A 20,989-nucleotide genomic window follows, 5' to 3' on the forward strand; every position below is an offset into this window, starting at 1 on the left:
GCGGATGCACGGCCCCAGTTATCACAGCGAGATCATGTCGCCATCTTCCGGCACCCGCACCCGATCCGCCATGTCGTGCTCGGCCAGATAGTCGCGCAACTCCTTGCGTGACAGTACGGCATGATTGACCGCCTCCATGTGGCTGGCAATCAGGGTGGCCTGTGGCGCGGCCTGATAGACGGCCCGCACATCCTCCTTGCCCATGATGATGGAGCCCAACCCCGGCACCTGGGCATCGCCACAGTTGAGGATGATCACCTCAGGCCCGTGTTGTCGCAGGCTCTGTGCGACCATTTCGTTCCAGACGGTATCACCCGCCAAATAGAGGGTTTTCTCTTGCGGGTGGGAGAAGACCACACCGCACACCTCACCCAGCCGCTCGGCCAACACCGCCATGACCTGATCGTTGCCGTGTTGCCCCTTGGTCTGCTGCAGGCGGATGCCGGCAAATTCGGCCTGCTCGCTCAGCAGGCGCACATCCTTGAAGCCACTAGCGCAGATGGTGTCGGCATCTTTCTGATGTTGCACAAACAGCGGCAGATGCTTGGGGATCTGCTGCTGAGCGACCGGGTCCCAGTGGTCCAGGTGATCGTGGGTGACGATCACCGCATCCACATCGAGTATCTCCGCCAGGGGCAGGGGTAGCTCGACCAGCGGGTTGCGCAGGTGGCTGTTGGCTGTTCCGGCGAAGGCGGACAGCGTGCCCTTCGCTGCCAGCATGGGGTCGATCAGAAAGCGGGTGCCGGCGTAGTCGATCAGCAGGGTGGCGTTGCGAACCTGGGTAATCTGCATTGTGTAGCTCCGTGATAGCGGCGAGGTGTGCAACCAGTATGACGGGGGATGCGGGGAGCCATGAGTGGCCCGCGGGTCGATTATCGATCCTATCGGGCCAGCTGAACGATACAGTTGTGCGTCGGACAAACTCGAAAAATTTCTTTGATTCTCGCCCTTGAAAGCAAAAAGCCGGACCCTATATAGGTAACAAGGCCGGAACGCTCGACAGAGGTTTCGACCAGACGCCCGTCCGACAGGAGGGCAAACCATCCGTTATCGCTCACAAGAGGGTAATACTATGCGTTCTATCGACTTTTCTCCGCTCTATCGTTCTGCCATCGGTTTCGATCGTCTGGCCAATCTCATCGAATCTGCGGCCAGCAATGGCAATGCCGGATATCCCCCCTACAACATAGAGCAGCTGGGTGACAACGACTACCGCATCAGCATGGCGGTGGCGGGCTTTACCCAGGAAGAACTGGAGTTGAGCTTTCAGGAAAACCTGCTGACGGTGAAGGGCAGCAAGCAGGCCGAGACCGACCGCAACTACCTGTATCAGGGCATAGCCGAGCGGGGTTTCGAGCGTCGCTTCCAGCTGGCCGATTATGTGCGGGTGAAGGGTGCCGACCTGAAGAACGGCCTGCTGCACGTCGAGCTGGTGCGTGAGGTGCCCGAGGCGATGAAGCCGCGCAAGATCGAGATCAACGGCTAACGCCCGATTTGAATCCATTTTTACCAAGCTTTCCGGGTGCCGATGGCGGGCTCGTGGAAATAGAAACCTGTTGCTTATTAGAAGGATAGGATTATGCGTAACCTTGATTTTTCTCATCTCCATTCCAATGCCGTCGGCTTCGAGCGGATGGCCCGTGAGCTGGAAGACCTGTTTGACCAGAAGGCGGTGGCCTATCCCCCTTACAACATCGAAAAGCGCGATCACGACGGCTATCGCATCACGGTCGCGGTGGCCGGTTTCGAGCGCGAAGAGCTGGAACTGGAAACCGAAAACGGTACCCTCAAGGTGAAGGGGCGCAAGGCAGCCTCTGATGAACGCCAGTTCCTCCATCAGGGCATTGCCGAGCGTGACTTCGAGCTGGCCTTCAAGTTGAGCCAGCACGTGGAGGTGCAGGGCGCCAGGCTGGAGCATGGTCTGCTGACCATAGATCTGGCGCGCGAACTGCCGGAGGCACTCAAGCCTCGCGCCATCCCCATCGGCAAAGCCGAGCCGCTGGCGCTGCCCAACTAAGCCATGAGAAATGAAAAAGGCCTGCGATTGCAGGCCTTTTTGTTTTTGGTTCACAGGTCAGTTGCTGCCGTAGAGGTCGTTGATCTCGTCCGCCAGTATGGCGATGCCACGGCGCACCAGCTCCTCGCTCTGGGAGTAGTTGAGGCGGATGCACTCCTGGCTGTGGCGCCACTTGGGGTCGTCGATGCCGGGGAAGAAGTAGTGACCCGGCACTATCAGCAGGTTCTTCGCCTTCAACCGCTCATAAAGTTCCTGGCAGTGAATGGGCAGATCTTCGAACCAGAGCCAGAGGAAGAGGGCGCCTTCCGGCTTGTGGATGTGGAAGCGCGGATCCGGGATCGCCTCACGCAGCAGCTGTACCGCCAGCTCGGCCTTCTGCCGGTAGAAGGGTTTCACCACCTGCTCGCTCAGGGGGATGATCTCGCCACTTTCGATCATGGGGATGGTGATGGCGGGTCCCAGGCTGCCCGGCGCCAGGTTGATGATGCCGCTCAGGTTGGTGATGGCCTGAATGATCTTCTCGTCGGCGATGACGATGCCGCAGCGGGTGCCCGGCAGTCCCAGCTTGGAGAGGCTCATGCAGAGGATGGTATTGGTATTCCAGAACGGCTTGGCCTCGCTGAAGATGATGCCAGGGAAGGGCACGCCGTAGGCGTTGTCGATAAGCAGCGGAATGCCCTTGTCGCGGGCTATCTGATCCAGATGCTCTATCTCGTCATCGGTCAGCACGTTGCCAGTCGGGTTGGTCGGACGGGAGACGCAGATCACCCCTATATCGTCGCCCACCTGCAGGCTCTCGAAATCCACGTGGTATTTGAACTGGCCATCGGGCAGCTTTTCCATGGTGGGTTTGTACGCCACGAAGTAGTCATCGGTGAGGGCTGAGTCGGCATAGCCGATATATTCCGGGGCCAGCGGGAACAGCACCTTCTTCTTGCGGCCATCGGCGAACTCGCCGGCCAGCAGGTTGAACAGGTAGAAGAAGGCATTCTGGCTGCCGTTGGTCAGGGCGATATTGCGGGAGGTGATATCCCAGCCGAGCTCCTTGCTGAGCAGGGCGGCCAGCGCCTTGGTGAACCTGTCCTTGCCTTGGGGGCCGTCGTAGTTGGCCATGGCTTTGACCAGTTCGCCATTGTCGAGCAGGTTTTTGGCTTCGGTTTGAAAACGCTCCAGCATGGCGGGGATGGGGGCCGGATTGCCGCCACCCAGCATGATGGCGTCCGGATTGGTCAGCCCCTGATTAAGGTCATCCATGAGTTGGGTAATGCCGGCGTGGCGAGTGAACTTCTCGCCGAACAAGGAAAATTCCATTCGGTGACGGATCCAGAGTCAGTTACGGGGATGTAGCACCATAGCTCAGTTTAAAAGCGGGTGTCGATCAAAATAACGGGACGTTCCACGTGGAACATGACTCGGGAATACACCGTGGTAAAAAATACCATTTATGGGTTTAAAAATGACCACATTGCTACCCAGATAAGACACAAATGGGGGATTTTAACTGATTAATTTAAGCAAAATCATCTAGTTATAAATATGGCACAAGTATTGGAATAGCTATCAGGTCATCTCAACCATACCGGAGCACACCAGATGAAAACCCTGATCGCCACCCTGATAATGAGCACACTGAGCCTGAATGTGATGGCAACTGAAAACCCCAGACCCGAGCTGGATACCGCCCAGCTGGATCAGGCTATCCTGGCTCAGCAGCAGGAGGCATCCCATGCCGTGGTACTGGATGCCATCAGCAACCTCAAGCCACTGGCACTGGATACCCTGGTGGTGGAGGTGAGTTCGGCCGATGCGACTCACCCCGGGAGTTGAGATGGCGCAGGGGAGTCTGCCCCGTATGCTGTCTGAAGAAGCTGATGAAGGCGCTGTCGCTGGAGAACTCCAGCGAAGCGGCCACCCGGCTGATGGGCACGTCTTCGGCCAGCAGTTCCATGGCGCGCAACAGACGCCACTGCTGGCGCCAGGCCTGATAGCTCATGCCTGTGTCTCGCATGAAGATACGGCCTATGGTCTTGTCACTGGCACCCACCCGTCCGGCCAGCCGGTTGAGCCGATCGGGCAGGGTGTCACCCCGTTTTACCTCCTGCAACCAGGCCGTCAGGCGCGGGTCTGCCGGTAGCGGCAGTTGCCAGGATTCCCGCGGCGCTTGCGCCAGCTCCTCCATGAACAGCGCCAGCATCCGGCTCTGCTCTACCTCCGGTTTCTCCCATGGCCAGAGTGCCATTCGTTCTATGATCTCCCGCAGCAACGGGTTGACCGCCATCACCTGCACACTGGCTGGCAGCTCGGGTTGTGGCCGGAAGTAGAGGGAGCGATAGGCCACCACACCGCGCATCAGTACTCTGTGAGGAGTGCCCGCCGGCAGCCAGGCTGCCCGGCTGGGTGGCAGCAGACAGACCTGGTTCGCCAGCTCTATGCTCATGCAGCCCGCCTGGGCAAACAGCAGCTGATGGCGCTGATGCTGATGCAGGCCCGAGTCATGCCAGCCGAGTGCGGAGGCAATGCCGATCACGCTGCCAGCCAGGCAGTCCGGGTCAAAAGGGTGATCGGGGAGAATAAAGGCCATGTGTCCGATTATTGATGTTTATAGTCCTGCTTATTGTAATCGGACAGTCGGCATCTCTCTAGAATAACGACCTCTTGTGAAGGAGGTTTGTCATGAACAACAAGTTGCCACCGCTCTGGCTGGTGGTCGGATTGATGATGTTTCCCCAGATAGTGGAGACCATCTACAGCCCTGTGCTGACGCATATCGCGAGCCAGTTCAGGGTAAGCGACGGGCAGGCATCCCAGACCCTGTCGGTCTATTTTCTGGCGTTTGCGGTGGGCGTGGTCTGTTGGGGGCGGCTCTGCGATCTGATCGGGCGACGCCCTGCCATGCTGGCGGGTCTGTTCACTTACGGGCTCGGCACCTTGCTGGCACTGCTGGCCAGCCAGTTCGAGGTGTTGCTGCTGGCCCGTATCATCTCGGCCTTTGGGGCCGCCGTGGGATCCGTGGTGACCCAGACCATGCTGCGCGACAGCTACCAGGGCAGCGATCTGGCCCGCGTCTTCTCGGTCATGGGGGTCGCGCTATCACTCAGCCCCGTGCTGGGACTGGTGAGCGGCGGCCTGTTGGCCGAGCAGTTTGGCTATCTCGGTGTCTTCAGCGGCTTGCTGGTGCTGGCCCTGATGCTGGGGGGGATCGCCGGCTGGCAGCTGCCGGAAACCCGTCCCGTGATGACCACTCGGGTTACCCTCTGGCCATTGGCGTGCCGCATGGTACGGGATGGCGGACTCTGGCGCAGCGCCCTGCTGGTCGCCCTGTTCAATACCATGCTGTTTGGCTACTACAGCCTGGCGCCGTTTCTGTTTGCCGGATTGGGATTGAATGCCAGCGAGTTTGGCTATTCCGGCCTGGCGTTGGCGCTGGCGACCCTGATCGGCAGCCTGCTGAACCGGCGTTTGCTGGGCATGGGCTGGTTGCCATCAGCGCTGATCCGGCTGGCCTCTGTGCTGGCGCTGGGGGCTGGGGTTGCCGTGTGGGCGAGCCAGGATTCGCTCTGGTTCCTGCTGCCCATGATGGGAGTCGTGGTGGCCTTTGGCATCGCCATTCCCAATGTGTTGAGTCAGGCCTTGCTGGGCTATCGGAAGGTGGCAGGCAGTGCCGGTGCCCTGTTCGGACTGGCCTACTACCTGCTGCTTAGCCTGGGATTGGCGCTGGCGGCCGCTTTGCAGGATCTGGGTCTGCTGCTCTTTGGCTGCGGCCTGCTGGCCGTGCTGTGCAGCGGCCGGCGTTCCACGTGAAACATCAGCTGCCGATAAAACGGTAGCCGATGCCGGATTCGGTCTCGATCAGGCTGGGTTGCTGGGGGTTATCTCCCAGCTTCTTGCGCAGGCTGGCGATGACGATGCGCAGGTAGTGGGTATCTTCCTTGTGGCTCGGTCCCCAGATGTCGTTGAGCAGCTGGGTCTGCATCACCAGCTTGCCGGGGTGGCACACCAGCGCCTGCAGCAGGGCGAACTCCTTGCGAGACAGGGGGATCTCTTCATCCTTCATGGTCACCTTGTGGCTGCTGGCGTCCAGGGTCAGGCCGCATTGCGGGAAGTGGCGGCATTCGCCGCTGCTGACCCCGGCTCGCTGGCGCAGCAAGACGCGAATGCGGGCCATCATCTCCCCAATGCCGAACGGCTTGCTCATGTAGTCGTTGGCGCCCGCGTCCAGCAGCCGCACCTTCTCCTGCTCCGAATCCCGCGCCGACAGCACCAGTACCGGGTGTTGATGGTGCTCACGAATCGTCTGCAGTATCTGGATGCCGTCTCCGTCCGGCAGGCCGAGATCCAGGATCACCAGATCGGGATTGAGGTGGCGATACTGCTCCAATCCCTCATTGACGCCCACCGCCTCGCTGACCTGATGGCCCTCGGCGATCAGGCTGATCCGCAGAAAGCGACGGATCGCCGCTTCATCATCAATGACCAGGATATGAGCCATCTAGCCTCCAGCGGCGAATGTTGGGGAGGGAACAGGCGATGGCAACATGCACTCTCTGCCGCTATGACAAAGGATGGGATCCATCATACCTCCGGTGAGTTGAGGGTGAGCGGCAGTGAGATGCGCATGCAGGTGCCGTTGCCGTTGGGGCCGGAAAACGCCCAGATGCGGCCGCCATGGGCCTCTATCATAGCGCGGGAAATGGCGAGGCCAAGCCCGGTGCCGCGACTGCCGCAATCACCGACCGGCTGGGTGTAGAACAGATTGAAGATCTTGTCCCGATCCGACTCGGCGATGCCGACCCCGATGTCGATGATGTCTATGATGAGATCCGGATCCGCCAGCATCACCTTGAACTCTATGGGGGTGCCGGCCGGCGAGTAGCGGGAGGCGTTGTCGAGGATATTGACCAGCACCTGCTCGATCAGGGCGCCGTGCACATAGAGCTGGGGGATCTGCTGATCGAAGTGCACCAGCAGCTTGTGCTGGCGCCAGGAGGACTCCAGCCGCTTGCGGGCGCTCTCCACCAGATCCGCCAGGTCGACCCAGTCCCGCTTCAACTGGAAGTCCGGCGACCCTATGCGGGTCATATCCAGCAGGTTCTGCACATAGCTGTGCAGGCGGCGCGCCTCGTCCTGCACCGAATGGAGCAGTTCGTTGCGATCCTCTGCACTGATCCGATCACCGTATTCCAGCAAGGTGCTGCCGGCCCCCATTATGGTGGCCAGCGGCGTCTTCAGGTCGTGGGAAACCGACGAGAGCAGGGCGGCGCGCATCCGATCCGTCTCCGCCTGCAGCTGGCTGTCGGCCAGCCGCTCGTTGAGATCGATCCGGGCCAGGGCGGCACGGATGTCGGTGAGCAGGGCCTGCAGCTGATGCTCGGCCGAGGAGGCGAGCGGGTTGGCCAATCGAATGCCGAGCACCAGATCATCGGTGAGATGGTGATATTGCGCCTCGGCGGCATTGAGGGTAGCCGTGTGGGCACCGGCGCTCTGCTTCTGGGCCAGGCACCAGTCGATGGCCGCCTTGTCAGTCTGTCCGGGTCTGTGCTGCGCCGATCCCGCCCTGTGCTGATAATCCTGATCGAGGGCGAAGACGGGCTGGGTCAGAGCCAGCGAGATGGCCTGGGTGCCTTGCCTGAGCACCTCTTCCGGGCTGCTGGCGGTGGCCAGCCCCTGGCTCAGCGACAGCAGGGCATTGCCGAGCTGCTGGGTCTCGCGCAGGCCGATCAGCTGTTGCCGCTGGCGGGAGGCGAGTCGTCCCGCCGTCATGCCGACGATGAGCAGCACGAACAGGGTGAGCAGGTCGCTGTGGCTGGCCACGTTCAGGGAGAAGTAGGGGGCGGTGAACAGCAAATTGTGAGCGACGAAGCCCAGCACGGCCGCCAGTATGGCGGGCACCAGACTGGTGGTGAGCGCCGTGGCCAGTACCCCCAGCACGAACAGCAGTGGCAGGGAGGCGGGCGGCAACCAGTGGGAGAGCCCCCAGGCGGTCGCCGAGGTCACCGCCATTATGGTGATGGCCAGCAGGCTCTGGCGAATATCCTTGGGGTGGAGTGGTTGCAGCCCCAGGCCTGGCTTGCGTTTCTCCGTGTCCACCAGGGTTATTTCGAGCCCCTGCGCCTGCTTGAGCAGGTGTTGCACCAGGGAGCGGCGCCAGGGGGCCTTGTGGGGTTTGCCGAGCAGCAGCTGGGAGACCTGCTGCTGTTCGGCGGTTTCCAGCAGGGTGCTGGCCACCGCCGGGCTGGAGAGGGTCAGCACCTTGGCACCTAGGTGGGAGGCCAGCGCCAGCGCCTGCTCCAGCTCGGCGGAGCGTTGCCCCTTGCTGTCGATGTGCACCACCAGCCAGGGCAGCTGGCGGCGCTGGGCGAAGCGGTGGCCGTAGCGCACCAGCGCCGAGCCGTGCTGATCGCCGAGGCAGACCATCAGCTTGCCCCGCAGCGGCAGCGTGGCCTTGCCCGCGGCCTGCCACTGCAGTTGCAGATCCCCCTCCACGTGGCTGGCGGCGGTCTGCATCGCCAGCTCGCGCAGGGCGGTCAGGTTGTTGAGGGAGAAGAAGGATTGCAGGGCGGCCTTGGCCTGATGGGGCACATAGACCTTGCCCTCCTTGAGCCGGCCGAGCAGCTCCTTGGGGGGCAGGTCTATCAGTATGATGCTGTCCGCTTCCAGCAGCACCTGATCCGGCAGTGTTTCCTTGACCCTGACCCCGGTCAGTTGCCACACCAGATCGTTGAGGCTCTCCAGGTGCTGCACGTTGAGGGTGGAGTAGACGTCGATGCCGGCACCGAGCAGCTCCTCCACATCCTGCCAGCGCTTCTCGTGACGGCTGCCCGGCGCGTTGCTGTGGGCCAGCTCATCCACCACCACTATGGCGGGTTTGCGTTCGAGCAGCGCATCCAGATCCATCTCCTCCAGCCGTTGCTGGCGGTGGAGATGGATCTGGCGCGGCTGGATGGCGAGCTTGTCGAGCAGGGCCAGGGTCTCCTGACGGCCATGGGTTTCCACCACGCCGATCAGGATGTCGACCCCTTCCCGTGCCTGTTCCCGCACGGCTTGCAGCATGGCGTAGGTCTTGCCTACGCCGGGGGCGGCGCCGAGAAAGACCTTCAGCTTGCCCTTGTGTTCCTGCTCCAGGCTCGCCAACAAGGCATCGGCCCGCACCTCGTCACGCATTCCCGTACTCCTGCTCCAGGCTTGCCAGCAAGGCGCCAGCCGTTACCTCATCACGCATTCCCGTACTCCTGCTTCAGGCTTGCCAACAAGGCGCCAGCCGTTACCTCGTCACGCATTTCCGTACTCCTCAGGCTTGCCAGCAAGTCGCCAGCCGTTACCTCATCACGCATTCCCGTACTCCTGCTCCAGGCTCGCCAACAAGGCATCGGCCCGCACCTCATCACGCATTCCCGTACTCCTGCTTCAGGCTTGCCAGCAAGGCGCCAGCCATTACCTCATCACGCATTGTTATCCTTATCGAGCAACCGCTGGCTCAGTTCGAAAATGTAGGATACCGGTCCTCTCTATCAAGCGTCCTTGTCGAGCTGCAGGTTCAGCTGGAGGATATTGACCACTTGCGGGCCAAGGATACCAGCTTGTGCACTGGACTTGACCTGCTCCGTCAGCAAGGCGGGATCCAGCCCTCGCTGCTTGGCCACTCTTTCCACCTGAGCCAGCACGGCATCCACTGGCAGATGGGGGTCCAGGCCGGAGGCGGATCGGGTCAGCATGGCGGGTGATGCGTCACCGGTTGGCGCCTGGGCCTCGGTGTTGGCAAACTGGGCCCGCAGCGGTGAGCTCATGCCCAGATTGGATGCACCACCGCCTATGGTGGCGAAGTCGCTGGCGGAGGGGCGGGAATGGAAGTACTCGGCCCGCTCGAATTTCTGCGCCAGCAGGGCACTGCCGATCAGCTGTTGTTTGCCGTTGGTCAGCTGGCTGCCGTTGGCCTGCCAGGGGAACATCAGCTGGGCCAGCCCGGTCACCGCCAGCGGGTAGCCGACACCCAGCAGCAGGGTCAGGGTCAGCAGGGTTCTGATTGCTATCATGATTTTCTTGCTCCAAACAGATTGATGGGGTGCAGGCCAGGCTTGCACCCCGCTATGTCGTTACACCAGACCCAGGCCTGTGATGACCAGATCGATCAGCTTGATGCCCATGTATGGGGGCACGATCTGGCCGTGGATACCATCGTGCGGCGTTTTCATCACACCAACCCCAGGCCGGTGATGACCAGGTCGATCAGCTTGATTCCAATGAAGGGCACTATCAGACCACCGACGCCGTAGATCAGCAGGTTGCGGCGCAGCAGGCTGGCGGCGGATCCCTTCAGGCTGACACCGCGCAGGGCCAGCGGTACCAGCGCCACTATGATCAGGGCGTTGAAGATGATGGCCGACAGAATGGCGCTCTGCGGGCTGCCCAGCTGCATCAGGTTCAGTGCACCCAGCTGCGGATAGGCGGCGATGAACAGGGCCGGCAATATGGCGAAGTACTTGGCCACGTCGTTGGCGATGGAGAAGGTGGTCAGGGCGCCGCGGGTCACCAGCAACTGTTTGCCGACCAGCACCACGTCCAGCAGCTTGGTGGGGTTGGAGTCCAGATCCACCAGGTTGCCAGCCTCCTTGGCGGCCTGAGTGCCTTCGTTCATTGCCAGACCCACGTCGGCCTGGGCCAGTGCCGGGGCGTCGTTCGCACCGTCACCGCACATGGCGACCAGGCGGCCATCGGCCTGCTCCTGGCGGATATAGGCCAGCTTCTTCTCTGGGGTGGCTTCGGCGATGAAGTCATCCACCCCGGCTTCGGCGGCGATGGCGGCGGCGGTCAGCGGGTTGTCCCCGGTGATCATCACTGTTCGTATCCCCATGTGACGCAGGATCTGGAAGCGGGCCTTGATGCCGGGCTTGATGATGTCCTTGAGGAACACTACCCCCAGCAACTTCTCATGGGTACAGACCAGCAGCGGGGTGCCGCCCTGGCGAGCTATGTTGTCGACCGACTTGAGGATCAGCTCGGGCACCGCCTTGCGCTCGAGGGAGAGGTAGTTGAGCACTGCATCCACAGCCCCCTTGCGATATTGATGACCGTTGCGATCCAGCCCGCTCAACCGGGTCTCGGCGCTGAACGGGATCAGCTTGTCACTCTCCAGCTGGCTCGGCTTGGCCATGCTCTTGCCTGCCAGAGTCAGGATGGACTTGCCTTCCGGCGTATTGTCGCCGAGGGAGGCCAGCATGGCTGCCTGGGCCAGCAGGGAGGGATCCACACCGGGGGCGGGGATCAGCTCGTCGGCCATGCGGTTGCCGAAGGTGATGGTGCCCGTCTTGTCCAGCAGCAGGGTGCGCACGTCACCGGCGGCCTCCACGGCGCGGCCCGACTTGGCAATCACGTTCAGCTTCACCAGCCGATCCATGCCGGCGATGCCGATGGCGGAAAGCAGGCCGCCTATGGTGGTCGGGATCAGGGTGATGAAGAGGGCCAGCAGGTAGAGCCTGGGCACCTGGGTGCCGTTGTAGTTGAGGAACCAGGGCAGGGTAGCCACCACCAGCAGGAAGATCAGGGTCAGACCCACCAGCAGGGCATCGAGTGCCATCTCGTTCGGGGTCTTCTGGCGCTTGGCCCCTTCCACCAGCGAGATCATCCGGTCCAGCGTGCTCTCACCCGGATTGTTGCTCACTCGTACCCAGATCTCGTCCGAAACCACAGTGGTGTTGCCGGTCACGCCGCTGCGGTCGGTGCCGGATTCGCGGATGACGGGGGCGGATTCACCCGTGATGGCCGCCTCGTTGACCGAGGCGATGCCGGCCACCACTTCACCATCGGCCGGGATCATCTCGCCGCTGCGCACCAGCACCAGATCGCCTTTCAGCAGGCTGGTGGCTGGCACCCATTCACCCTGTCCATCCTTGGCATCCGTGACCCGGCGCGCCTTGAGCTGGCTCATGCCGGCCTTCAGGCTGTCGGCTCTCGCCTTGCCGCGTCCTTCGGCCAGGGTCTCGGCGAAGTTGGCAAACCAGAGGGTCAGCCAGAGCCAGGCGGTGAGCTGCCAGGCCAGGCTGGGAGCCACGCCCGACAAGGGTTGGCCCAGCAGGGACTCCACGGTCGCCATCACGGCGGCCAGCCAGAGGGTGAACAGTATGGGGCTGCCAAACAGAGCCTTGGGGTTGAAGCGATAGAGGGCTTCGACCATGGCTTGCACAATCTGCGAGCTCTGTTTCTTGGCCTTCACCTTCTCGGTGCTGGCCGTCATTGAGATGGACTTGCTCATTAGAAAGCTCCCTGTATCAGGCTCAGATGTTCGGCCACGGGTCCCAGTGCCAGCAGTGGCAGGAAGGAGAGGCCGCCAATCAGCAGTACTGTGATGATCAGCAAGGTAATAAACAGTGGCCCCCGGATCGGGAAGTCACCTTCACCCGTCTCCTGGCGCGGAGCGCGGGCGAGCTGGCCGGCGATGGCCAGCACGGGGATGATGTAACCGAAGCGGCCGAGCAGCATGGCCAGTGCGATGGCGATGCACTGCCAGCTATCGGCGGCGGCAAAGCCCGCGAAGGCGGAACCGTTGTTGCCGGCAGCCGAGGCGTAGGCATAGATCAGCCGTGACAGGCCGTGCGGGCCTTCGTGACCTATGACGGTGGCGGCATCCGGCATCAGCAGGGTCACGCCACCGATCACCAATACCCCGACCGGCATCACCAGCATGCTGGCGACCACCCACTTCATCTCTGTGATGCCGAGGCGTTTGCCCAGATAGGTCGGTGTGCGACCCACCATGAGGCCACACAGGAACACGGTCAGCAGCACGAACAGCATCATGCCGTAGATACCGGCACCCACGCCGCCGAACACCACTTCACCCAGCAGCATGTTGATCATGGCGACCATACCGGCGAGGGGGGCAAAGCTGTCGTGCATGGCGTTGACCGAGCCGTTGGAGGCGGCCGTGGTCGCCACTTCCCAGATGCTGGATAGCACTGGGCCGAAGCGGCTCTCCTTGCCTTCCCAGTTGCCCATCTGAGTGGTGAGGTGAGCGAGGTTGGGATCCGGCTTCATCTCCTGGGAGAGGGAGAGGCAGAGCCCCAGCACCAGCATGATGGTCATGGCGATGAGGATGGCGCGACTGTGGGCCACATCCTTCACGTAGCGGCCCAGGGTGCAGACCATGGCGGCGGCTATGGTGAGCAGGGCGACCATCTCCAGCCAGTTGGAGAGGGCGGTCGGGTTCTCGAACGGATGGGCCGAGTTGATGCCGAAGAAGCCACCGCCGTTGGAGCCGAGCTGCTTGATGGCGATCTGGGACGCGGCAGGGCCGAGCGGCAGCAGCTGTTCCTGACCTTCCAGGCTGTGGAACGGCAGATAGGCCGACAGCGTCTGGGGCACGCCCTGCCATACCAGCAGCAGCGCCATGATCAGCGCCATCGGCAGCAGCACGTAGAGGCAGAAACGCACCAGATCCTGCCAGAAGTTGCCGATGTGGGTAGTTTGCTGGCGGGCTATGCCGCGGAACAGGGCGATGGCGACGGCCGCGCCCGTCCCGGCGGAGACGAAGTTCTGGGTGGTGAGCCCCACCATCTGACTGAAGTAGGAGAGGCTGGCCTCACCGGAATAGGCTTGCCAGTTGGTGTTGGTCATGAAGCTGACCGCCGTGTTGAAGGCCATTTGCCAGCTCAGGCCGGGCAGTTGCTGCGGGTTGAGGGGCAGCAGGCCTTGCGCCATCAGGATCAGGAACAGCAGGCCGAAACCGGCGCCGTTGAATGCCAGCAGGCTGAGGGCGTAGGACTTCCAGTCCTGCTCTCGCCCGTCCGTGCCGCAGCAGGCCAGGGTGGCGCGCTCTATGGGCGACAGCCAGCGGCTCTGCCCCTCGAATACCCGATACAGGTAGCCGCCAAGCAGGGGGGCCGGCAGCAGGATCAGCAGCACAAAGGCCACCGGATAGATCACTTCTTGCCACATAGTCAGTTCCTCACTCGTGGCTGCGCGTTAACGCACGCAACAGATAGCCCATCAGGGCGAGGACCAGCAGCAGATATAGCCAATTCATATCGACTCCATTGAGATAATTAGCTGCGAGAGTCGATGTAAAACCCTATCGACTCCGTTGGTGTCATTGACGTTGAAAGGGTATGTAAAACCGGCGTAAAGGCGCCATAAAGCGGCATGGAGGGGGCGTAAAATCGGCGTAAAAAGCGCAGGTTTGTCGGGGTTGTCGAAGGGCTGATATGAAAAAACCCGGCCTGGGCCGGGTTTGGTAGCAAGTTGCTGAAGCTAGCCTGATGGTGATGAGGTCAGCTTCATATGCGGTTAGCGCATGGTCACGAACTCTTCTGTGCTGGTGGGATGAAGAGGGGGAACGCAGTTGTTGAAGTTGGCCTGATAGTGACAGGCCAGCTTCAAACGTGCTTATCGCATTGTCACAAACTCTTCCGCGCTGGTCGGATGGATGGCCACGCAGTTGTCGAAGTCGGCCTTGGTGGCCCCCATCTTCATGGCGACGCCAAAGCCCTGCAGTATCTCGTCCATGGCAAAGCCGATGCCGTGCAGGCCGACCACCTTCTCTTCCGGGCCGACGCAGACCAGCTTCATGCGGGTAGGCTGGCGATGCTGGGTCAGGGCCGAGTACATGGCGGTGAACTGGCTGCGGTAGACCTTGACCTGGCTCTCGCCATACTCGGCGATGGCTTCCGGTTCGGTCAGCCCTATGGTGCCGATGGGCGGGTGGCTGAACACCACGGTCGGCACCAGATCGTAGTTGAGGTGCTCGTTAGGCTTGTTGTTGAACAGCCGTTCGGAGAGACGACGGCCCGCCGCGACGGCCACCGGAGTGAGCTGGATGCGGCCCGTGTTGTCACCGACGGCATAGAGGTTGGCGACGGTCGTGTTCTGGAACTTGTCGGTCGGGATGAAGCCCTTCTCGTCAAGCGTGACACCGGTGGCGGCCAGGTTGAGGTTGTCGGTGGCCGGAGTGCGGCCTATGGCCCAGATCAGGCAATCGACGGTCAGGTGGCGACCATCTTCCAGTTGCAGGGTCAGGCTGTTATCGGCGTTCTTGACCACAGCCTTGGGGATGGCGTGGGTGTGCAGTTTGGGCCCTTCCTGCGCCATGATTTCAACCAGCGTCTCGTGGATCATGGGGTCGAAGTTGCGCAGCGGCGCGTGCTTGCGCACCACCAGGTGGGTCTCGGAGCCAAGCGCCTGCATCACGCCGGCTATCTCCACGGCTATGTAGCCGGCGCCGACCACGGCAACCCGCTTGGGCTGCGCCTGCAGATCGAAGAAACCATCGGAATCTATACCCAGCTCTGCACCCGGAATGGCGGGTACTTCGGGACGGCCACCTGTGGCGATCAGTATGTGATCGGCGCTGTACTGCTCGCCGTTGACCTCGATCGTGTTGCTATTGACGAAGCGGGCGAAGCCCTTGACGACAGTGATCTGGTTCTTGCCCAGCACGTTCTCATAGGACTTGTGAATGCGGCCGATGTAGGCCTGGCGGGACTCGACCAGCTTGGCCCAGCTGAAGTGGTTGAGTGTGGTGTCGAAGCCGTAGTCGGCGCCATATTTCAGGGCATCGGCGATCTGGCCCGCATACCACATGGCCTTCTTCGGCACGCAGCCGACGTTGACGCAGGTACCACCCAACTCTTTGGCTTCAATCAGGGCGACTTTCTTGCCGTACATGGCAGCCCGGTTGGCCGAGGCGATGCCGCCGCTGCCGCCACCGATGGCGATATAGTCAAAATGCTGTGCCATTGCGAGGTTCTCCGCTCATTAAGAATGCAATCACAGCATGATGGGGATAAAGCGGCTGGCTCACAAGAGCCAGCGCTCAGTTATGTTGGATCGGCAGACGAATATGGAACTGGGCGCCGTTGCCCGGTTCACTGACGCAGTTGATGCGGCCACGCAGCAGCTGCACCACCAGGTTGTAGATGATGTGGGTGCCGAGCCCGCTGCCGCCCTGGCCCCGCTTGGAGGTGACGAAGGGGTCGAAGATGCGTGGCAGTATCTCGGGCGGGATGCCGCGGCCGTTGTCGCTGTAGTCGATCATCAGCTCCTCACCCTGTTGCTCCACCTTGATGGTGATCTTCTTCGGCTTGTCCCAGTTGTCGAAGCCATGGTTGATGGAGTTGAGGATCAGGTTGGAATAGATCTGGGTGAAGCTGCCGGGGAAGGAGAAGATCGACAGCTTGGGATCGCACTGGATATCCACCTCGCACTGGGCCTTCTTCAGCTTGTGGCCGAGGGAGACCACCACCTGATGCAGGTTGTCGGCGAGGCTGAAGTTGTAACGCGCCTCGGACGACTGATCGACCGCCACCTGCTTGAAGCTGGCGATCAGCTCCGAGGCGCGTCTCAGGTTGCCCTGCAGCAGTTGCATGGACTCGTCGAGGTTGACGGTGAACTCGTTGAGATAGGAGCGGGAGAGCTGCTTGGAGTCGATGTGCAGCTTGAAGTCGGCCACCCGCTCCTGCAGATAGGAGGAGGCGGTCACGCTGATGCCGATGGGGGTGTTGATTTCGTGCGCCACCCCGGCCACCAGCGAGCCGAGGGAGGCCATCTTCTCCGATTCCACCAGGGTCTGCTGCGCTTGTTTCAGGTCGTCGTAGGCCTTGCCCAGCTGATCGTTGGCGTCGCTCAGGCTGCGGGTTCGCTCCACCACCTTGCCTTCCAGCTGTTCGTTGAGGGAGATGATCTCCCGCTCCACCTTCTTGAGGCGGGTGATGTCATAGCCGAACCCGATCAGGTACTTGAGGTTGAGGCCCTCGTAGAAGGGGGCAAAGGTCCACTGCAGCACCAGCTCATGGCCCTGCTGGTCATGCATGATGACCTCTTTGTCCTCAATGGAGCCGTGATCGGCCAGGATCAGCGCCAGCTCTTCACGCTGTTCCTGGCTGACGAACAGATCCAGCCAGCTGTGCTGCAAGATCTCCTGCTGGTGGTAACCGGTCAGCAGTATGGCGGCCGGGTTGATGCTGGCGATGGTGAGATTGGGTTCCATGCAGCAGATGAGCATGTTGGCCGAGTTGATCAGGGTGGCGGAGAAGTCCCGCTCCTGTTGCAACTGTTCCGCCGCCTGATGGCGCGCCGCAAACTCGTCGTTCAGCCGTGTTCGCATCTGGTTGAGGGTGGCGACCAGGGTATCCAGCTCGTCGGGTTTCTTGCGGGGCAGGGGGCGCCCCTCCAGCGTCAGCTCTATGGCCAGCCGATCCAGATTGAATTTCTGGGCATAGTTGGCGATGCGGTTGAGGTGACGGACCACCAGATAGTAAATGATGATCAGGATGCAGAATGAGACCACCAGCGTCTTGATGGTCTGGCTGACCATGATGAGCACGGATTTTTCAATCAGGCGCTGGTAGATCTGTTCGAGGGAGGCGGCGACGAACAGCTTGCCGACCACTTCACCCTGATAGGTGAGATTGAACTCGCGGGAGATGTCGTAGCTTTCACGCTCCACCCCCTGGGTCAGCAGCGGCACTTCCGAGTTGCCGAGCATCTCCTTGACCATCACGAACTGCATGTTGGGCAGGTTCATGATGCCTTCTATCTGTACCTTGACCTGCTCCTCATCCAGATTCCACAGGCTGGCGGCGATGGGTTGCAGGAAGGAGGCCTCGATCTGGCCGATGCTGTCCTCGATGACGGCGACATCCTTGCGGTAATCCCAGGCAAGTTGCAACACCGTAATGATCATCGCCAATACGGTACTGCACACCAGAATGTAGGAGAGCAGGCGGTATGAGAGCCCGTTACGGCCGACGGCCCTCGCGGTCTTGGAGAAGAGTCCTGACATGGCGTCCTTGCGGTCTGGATATATTGCCATTTAGTTTAACTGCTTCATGCACTTATGTCGTGTTTCGTTAGCGGGATAAAAAAAGGCCCCGAATCGGGGCCTTTTGCATTCAAATTGGTGATCAATGACTCCCTTTCGCCTTGGGCGGGATGGATTCATCAAACACGGGCAAGGGTTTGTGTTCGGAGGCCAGGTAGGTGTAAATCACCGGCAGCACGAACAGGGTGAAGATGGTACCGATCGCCAGACCGGCCACTATCACTATGCCTATGCTGAAGCGCTGGGCCGCACCGGCACCGGCCGCGTACAGCAGCGGGATCAGACCCGCGATCATGGCCGCCGTGGTCATCAGGATGGGGCGCAGCCGCACCTTGGCCGCCTGCATCACAGCCTGGGTCCGGTTCAGACCGTGCAGCAGCTGCTCCTCCTTCGCCACCTCGCAGATCAGGATCCCGTGCTTGGTAATCAAGCCTACGAGCGTGATCAGGCCCACCTGGGAGTAGATGTTCATGGTGGCCATGCCCCACGCCAGTGCAATCAAGGCACCACTGATGGCGAGCGGGACCGACACCATGATCACCAGGGGGTCACGTACGGATTCGAACTGGATGGCCAGCACCAGGAAGATGATGGCCAGCGCCAGCGCGAAGGTGGCATAGAGGGCGTTGCCTTCGGTCACGAACTGGCGAGCCTCACCCATGAAGTCGTAGCGATAGCCTTGCGGCAGCTTCTCTTCGGCTGTGGTCTTGAACCAGTTGATCGCGTCCCCCATGGCCACACCCGGTGCCGGTACGGCGCCTATGGTGGCGGAGTTCAGCTGGTTGAAGTGGGGCAGGGCACGGGGCTCGCCCACGACTTCGATGTTGATCAGGCTGCCCAGCGGGATGGATTTGCCGTCGGCCGCACGCACGTAGTAACCCTTCATGGATTCCGGGTTCATGCGGTATTTGCGCTCGACCTGAGGGATCACCTCGTAGGAGCGGCCATCCAGGTCGATGCGGTTGACGTAACCGTCCGCCATCATGGTGCCCATGGTGATGCCTATGTCCTGCATGGTGATGCCGTAGGCACCCGCCTTGTCCTTGTCGATCTTGATCTTCATGGTGGCGGAGTCGTAGTTCAGATCGAGATCCGAATAGACGAACTGGCCATTGGCCTGGGTGGCCGTCAGCATCTCGCTGGCGATCAGGAACAGGCTCTCGAAGCTGTTCGGGGTGGTGATGACGAACTGGATCGGCAAGCCGCTCGATGCACCCGGCAGTTCAGGGAACTGGAAGGTGGTGATAGCCATCCCTGGGATGTCCTTCACCAGTCCGGCGACCCGGTCCAGCACCTCTTTCTGGCTCGCTTCACGCTGGCTCCATGGCACCATGGAGGCGATACCAAACGCCTGATTGGCGTTGAATACCCCGGAGAAGACCTGGGAGTAAGCGATTTCCGGCTGCTCATCCAGGATCTTGTTCACGTCCGCCATGGTGTTTTCGATGTAGTCCAGGTTGGCGTTGGAGGGCGCCGTACCCAGCACCGCCATGACGCCCTTGTCTTCCGACGGTGCCAGCTCGCTCGGGATGAACTTGAACAGCAGCGGCAGGCTGCCGAATACGATGACGGCGAACACCACGACCACGATGCGCTTCTGCATCACGGCGTGCAGCATGCTGTCGTAGCGTTCCGTCATCCGATCCAGCAGGTGGTGTACCGTGCTCTCGAACTTGCCCGGTTGCTCGTTGGCCTTGAGCATCTTGGCGCACATCATGGGTGACAGGGTCAGCGCTATGATGCCGGAGACGAATACCGCCCCCGCCAGGGTCAGCGCGAACTCCTTGAACAGGGAGCCGGTGATGCCTCCCATCAAAGCGATCGGCGCATACACGGCGGCCAGGGTGACCGTCATGGCGATAACCGGCACGGCTATCTCGCGGGTCCCTATGATGGCGGCCCGGAAGGGCTCCTCCCCCTGCTTGATGTGTCGGTCGACGTTCTCCAGCACCACTATGGCGTCATCCACCACCAGACCGATCGCCAGCACCATGGCCAGCAGTGTCATCAGGTTTATTGAGAAGCCGAACAGATCCATCATCATCACCACGCCGATCAGGCTGAGCGGAATCGTGATGATGGGGATGATGACGGCCCGGAACGAGCCGAGGAACAGGGTGATCACCACCAGTACGATGGCGGCCGCCTCCAGTATGGTCTTGATGACCTCGTGGATGGATTCGTTGATGGCGATGGTGGAGTCATAGAGCACGTTGGCCTGCATGGTGCTCGGCATGTTGCTCTTCAGGCTCGGCAGCAACTCCAGCACGTCGTGGGCAATGTTGATGGGGTTGGCGGTCGGCGCCGCGTTGACCGCCATGACCACGGCTTCGCGGCCGTTGGCACTGGCCCGGTAGATGTCGTGGCTCTTCTCCAGCGTCACCTTGGCGATGTCGGAGAGGCGGATCACCTTGCCGTCACGGGTGGCCACCACCAGTCGCTTGAGCTCCTCGGTATTGCTGACCTGGGTCTTGGCATTGCCGTTGAACAGGGTGAAGTAACCCGTCGCCTGACCGGTGGCCGACTGATAGTTGTTGCTGTTGAGCACAGTCATCACGTCGCTTGAGGTCAGGTTGAAGGCCGCCATCTTGGCCGGATCCAGCCATACCCGCAGGGCAAACTCGACACCGCCGTAGAGATCAACCTTGGACACGCCGCCCACGGTAAACAGCTGCGGCTTGATGACCCGTTCCAGATAGTCGGTGATCTGGCTGGAGTTCAGCTCCGGGCTGGTGAAGCCGAGGTAGAGCACCGCCGTGGTGGAGCCGGTGGAGGAGGTGACCGAGGGGTCTTCCGCCTCTTTCGGCAACTGGGAGCGCACCGAGTTGACCTTGGCCAGTATGTCAGACAGCGCGGCGTTCGGGTCGGTGTTGAGCTTCATGAAGGCCGTGACGGTGGAGCTGCCCAGCTGGCTGGAGGAGGTCATGAAGTCGATGTTGTCGGCTTGCGCCACCGCCTGCTCCAGCGGCTGGGTGATGAAGCCCTGGATCAGGTCGGCACTGGCACCGTAGTAGCTGGTGCTGACCGTGATCACCGTATTGGTTACCTCGGGGTATTCCCGCACCTGCATCTTGAAGATGGCCTGAAAGCCCAGCAGGGCGATCAGGAAGCTGAGCGAGATCGCCAGCACAGGCCGTTTTATGAATATGTCAGTAAATCGCATT

At 61.3% G+C, this 20,989-nt stretch carries 15 protein-coding genes; 4 read left to right on the top strand and 11 right to left on the bottom strand.

The window, feature by feature from the left end:
• Positions 1–21: 21 nt before the first annotated feature.
• Positions 22–792, bottom strand: coding sequence for an MBL fold metallo-hydrolase (locus tag AACQ95_RS01805; RefSeq protein WP_241280428.1), 771 nt, complete (start codon positions 790–792; stop codon positions 22–24).
• 280 nt (positions 793–1,072) lie between these two features.
• Here AACQ95_RS01805 and AACQ95_RS01810 point away from each other — a divergent pair, with 280 nt between their 5' ends.
• The gene (locus AACQ95_RS01810; protein WP_042873533.1) at positions 1,073–1,486 is read left to right on the top strand and encodes an Hsp20 family protein; all 414 of its coding nucleotides are present in this window, start codon (positions 1,073–1,075) and stop codon (positions 1,484–1,486) included.
• A gap of 93 nt (positions 1,487–1,579) precedes the next feature.
• Positions 1,580–2,017, top strand: a complete 438-nt coding sequence (locus tag AACQ95_RS01815) for an Hsp20 family protein (protein ID WP_241280429.1) — start codon at positions 1,580–1,582, stop codon at positions 2,015–2,017.
• A 57-nt stretch (positions 2,018–2,074) separates the two neighbouring features.
• Here AACQ95_RS01815 and AACQ95_RS01820 read toward each other — a convergent pair whose 3' ends face one another.
• Positions 2,075–3,328, bottom strand: a complete 1,254-nt coding sequence (locus AACQ95_RS01820; RefSeq protein WP_241280430.1) for a valine--pyruvate transaminase — start codon at positions 3,326–3,328, stop codon at positions 2,075–2,077.
• Between the two features lie 282 nt (positions 3,329–3,610).
• Here AACQ95_RS01820 and AACQ95_RS01825 point away from each other — a divergent pair, with 282 nt between their 5' ends.
• Positions 3,611–3,844, top strand: a complete 234-nt coding sequence (locus AACQ95_RS01825; protein ID WP_084214192.1) for a hypothetical protein — start codon at positions 3,611–3,613, stop codon at positions 3,842–3,844.
• Here the strand turns inward: AACQ95_RS01825 and AACQ95_RS01830 are convergent.
• Positions 3,774–4,598, bottom strand: coding sequence for an AraC family transcriptional regulator (locus AACQ95_RS01830; protein ID WP_241280431.1), 825 nt, complete (start codon positions 4,596–4,598; stop codon positions 3,774–3,776). The two genes, AACQ95_RS01825 and AACQ95_RS01830, sit on opposite strands and share 71 nt — an antisense overlap.
• Positions 4,599–4,690: 92 nt before the next feature.
• Here AACQ95_RS01830 and AACQ95_RS01835 point away from each other — a divergent pair, with 92 nt between their 5' ends.
• Complete coding sequence (locus tag AACQ95_RS01835; RefSeq protein ID WP_241280432.1) at positions 4,691–5,818, top strand: multidrug effflux MFS transporter; 1,128 nt, start codon at positions 4,691–4,693, stop codon at positions 5,816–5,818.
• A gap of 4 nt (positions 5,819–5,822) precedes the next feature.
• Here the strand turns inward: AACQ95_RS01835 and AACQ95_RS01840 are convergent, their stop codons facing one another.
• The 8 genes from AACQ95_RS01840 to AACQ95_RS01875 all read right to left on the bottom strand — a co-directional run bounded on the left by AACQ95_RS01840 (position 5,823) and on the right by AACQ95_RS01875 (position 20,988).
• Positions 5,823–6,506 (bottom strand): response regulator, encoded by a 684-nt coding sequence (locus AACQ95_RS01840; RefSeq protein WP_043135272.1) that lies wholly within the window; start codon positions 6,504–6,506, stop codon positions 5,823–5,825.
• Between the two features lie 83 nt (positions 6,507–6,589).
• Complete coding sequence (locus AACQ95_RS01845; protein WP_241280433.1) at positions 6,590–9,178, bottom strand: sensor histidine kinase; 2,589 nt, start codon at positions 9,176–9,178, stop codon at positions 6,590–6,592.
• Between the two features lie 347 nt (positions 9,179–9,525).
• Positions 9,526–10,047 (bottom strand): potassium-transporting ATPase subunit C, encoded by a 522-nt coding sequence (locus tag AACQ95_RS01850; RefSeq protein WP_043141658.1) that lies wholly within the window; start codon positions 10,045–10,047, stop codon positions 9,526–9,528.
• 158 nt (positions 10,048–10,205) lie between these two features.
• Positions 10,206–12,263, bottom strand: a complete 2,058-nt coding sequence (gene kdpB / locus AACQ95_RS01855; protein WP_241280434.1) for a potassium-transporting ATPase subunit KdpB — start codon at positions 12,261–12,263, stop codon at positions 10,206–10,208.
• Positions 12,263–13,945, bottom strand: coding sequence for a potassium-transporting ATPase subunit KdpA (kdpA, locus tag AACQ95_RS01860; RefSeq protein WP_241280435.1), 1,683 nt, complete (start codon positions 13,943–13,945; stop codon positions 12,263–12,265). The genes kdpB and kdpA overlap by 1 nt, the downstream gene beginning before the upstream one ends.
• A gap of 447 nt (positions 13,946–14,392) precedes the next feature.
• Positions 14,393–15,742 carry a glutathione-disulfide reductase gene (gene gorA / locus AACQ95_RS01865; protein ID WP_241280436.1) on the bottom strand — a complete coding sequence of 450 codons (1,350 nt, stop codon included), beginning with the start codon at positions 15,740–15,742 and terminating at the stop codon, positions 14,393–14,395.
• 76 nt (positions 15,743–15,818) lie between these two features.
• Positions 15,819–17,786 (bottom strand): ATP-binding protein, encoded by a 1,968-nt coding sequence (locus AACQ95_RS01870; RefSeq protein WP_205619636.1) that lies wholly within the window; start codon positions 17,784–17,786, stop codon positions 15,819–15,821.
• A gap of 121 nt (positions 17,787–17,907) precedes the next feature.
• Positions 17,908–20,988, bottom strand: coding sequence for a multidrug efflux RND transporter permease subunit (locus AACQ95_RS01875; protein WP_098981181.1), 3,081 nt, complete (start codon positions 20,986–20,988; stop codon positions 17,908–17,910).
• Between the last annotated feature and the right edge of the window lies 1 nt (position 20,989).

It is taken from the genome of Aeromonas sp. MR19, assembly GCF_963899305.1.
In the GTDB taxonomy this organism is placed as follows: domain Bacteria; phylum Pseudomonadota; class Gammaproteobacteria; order Enterobacterales; family Aeromonadaceae; genus Aeromonas; species Aeromonas bestiarum.

Coding starts and splice junctions, on each gene's coding strand:
- AACQ95_RS01840 (WP_043135272.1), bottom strand. CDS start 6,506: ATGGCTCATATCCTGGTCATTGATGATGAAGCGGCGATCCGTCGCTTT.
- AACQ95_RS01805 (WP_241280428.1), bottom strand. CDS start 792: ATGCAGATTACCCAGGTTCGCAACGCCACCCTGCTGATCGACTACGCC.
- AACQ95_RS01825 (WP_084214192.1), top strand. CDS start 3,611: ATGAAAACCCTGATCGCCACCCTGATAATGAGCACACTGAGCCTGAAT.
- gorA (WP_241280436.1), bottom strand. CDS start 15,742: ATGGCACAGCATTTTGACTATATCGCCATCGGTGGCGGCAGCGGCGGC.
- AACQ95_RS01820 (WP_241280430.1), bottom strand. CDS start 3,328: ATGGAATTTTCCTTGTTCGGCGAGAAGTTCACTCGCCACGCCGGCATT.
- AACQ95_RS01810 (WP_042873533.1), top strand. CDS start 1,073: ATGCGTTCTATCGACTTTTCTCCGCTCTATCGTTCTGCCATCGGTTTC.
- AACQ95_RS01870 (WP_205619636.1), bottom strand. CDS start 17,786: ATGTCAGGACTCTTCTCCAAGACCGCGAGGGCCGTCGGCCGTAACGGG.
- AACQ95_RS01850 (WP_043141658.1), bottom strand. CDS start 10,047: ATGATAGCAATCAGAACCCTGCTGACCCTGACCCTGCTGCTGGGTGTC.
- AACQ95_RS01845 (WP_241280433.1), bottom strand. CDS start 9,178: ATGCGTGACGAGGTGCGGGCCGATGCCTTGTTGGCGAGCCTGGAGCAG.
- kdpA (WP_241280435.1), bottom strand. CDS start 13,945: ATGTGGCAAGAAGTGATCTATCCGGTGGCCTTTGTGCTGCTGATCCTG.
- AACQ95_RS01815 (WP_241280429.1), top strand. CDS start 1,580: ATGCGTAACCTTGATTTTTCTCATCTCCATTCCAATGCCGTCGGCTTC.
- kdpB (WP_241280434.1), bottom strand. CDS start 12,263: ATGAGCAAGTCCATCTCAATGACGGCCAGCACCGAGAAGGTGAAGGCC.
- AACQ95_RS01875 (WP_098981181.1), bottom strand. CDS start 20,988: ATGCGATTTACTGACATATTCATAAAACGGCCTGTGCTGGCGATCTCG.
- AACQ95_RS01835 (WP_241280432.1), top strand. CDS start 4,691: ATGAACAACAAGTTGCCACCGCTCTGGCTGGTGGTCGGATTGATGATG.
- AACQ95_RS01830 (WP_241280431.1), bottom strand. CDS start 4,598: ATGGCCTTTATTCTCCCCGATCACCCTTTTGACCCGGACTGCCTGGCT.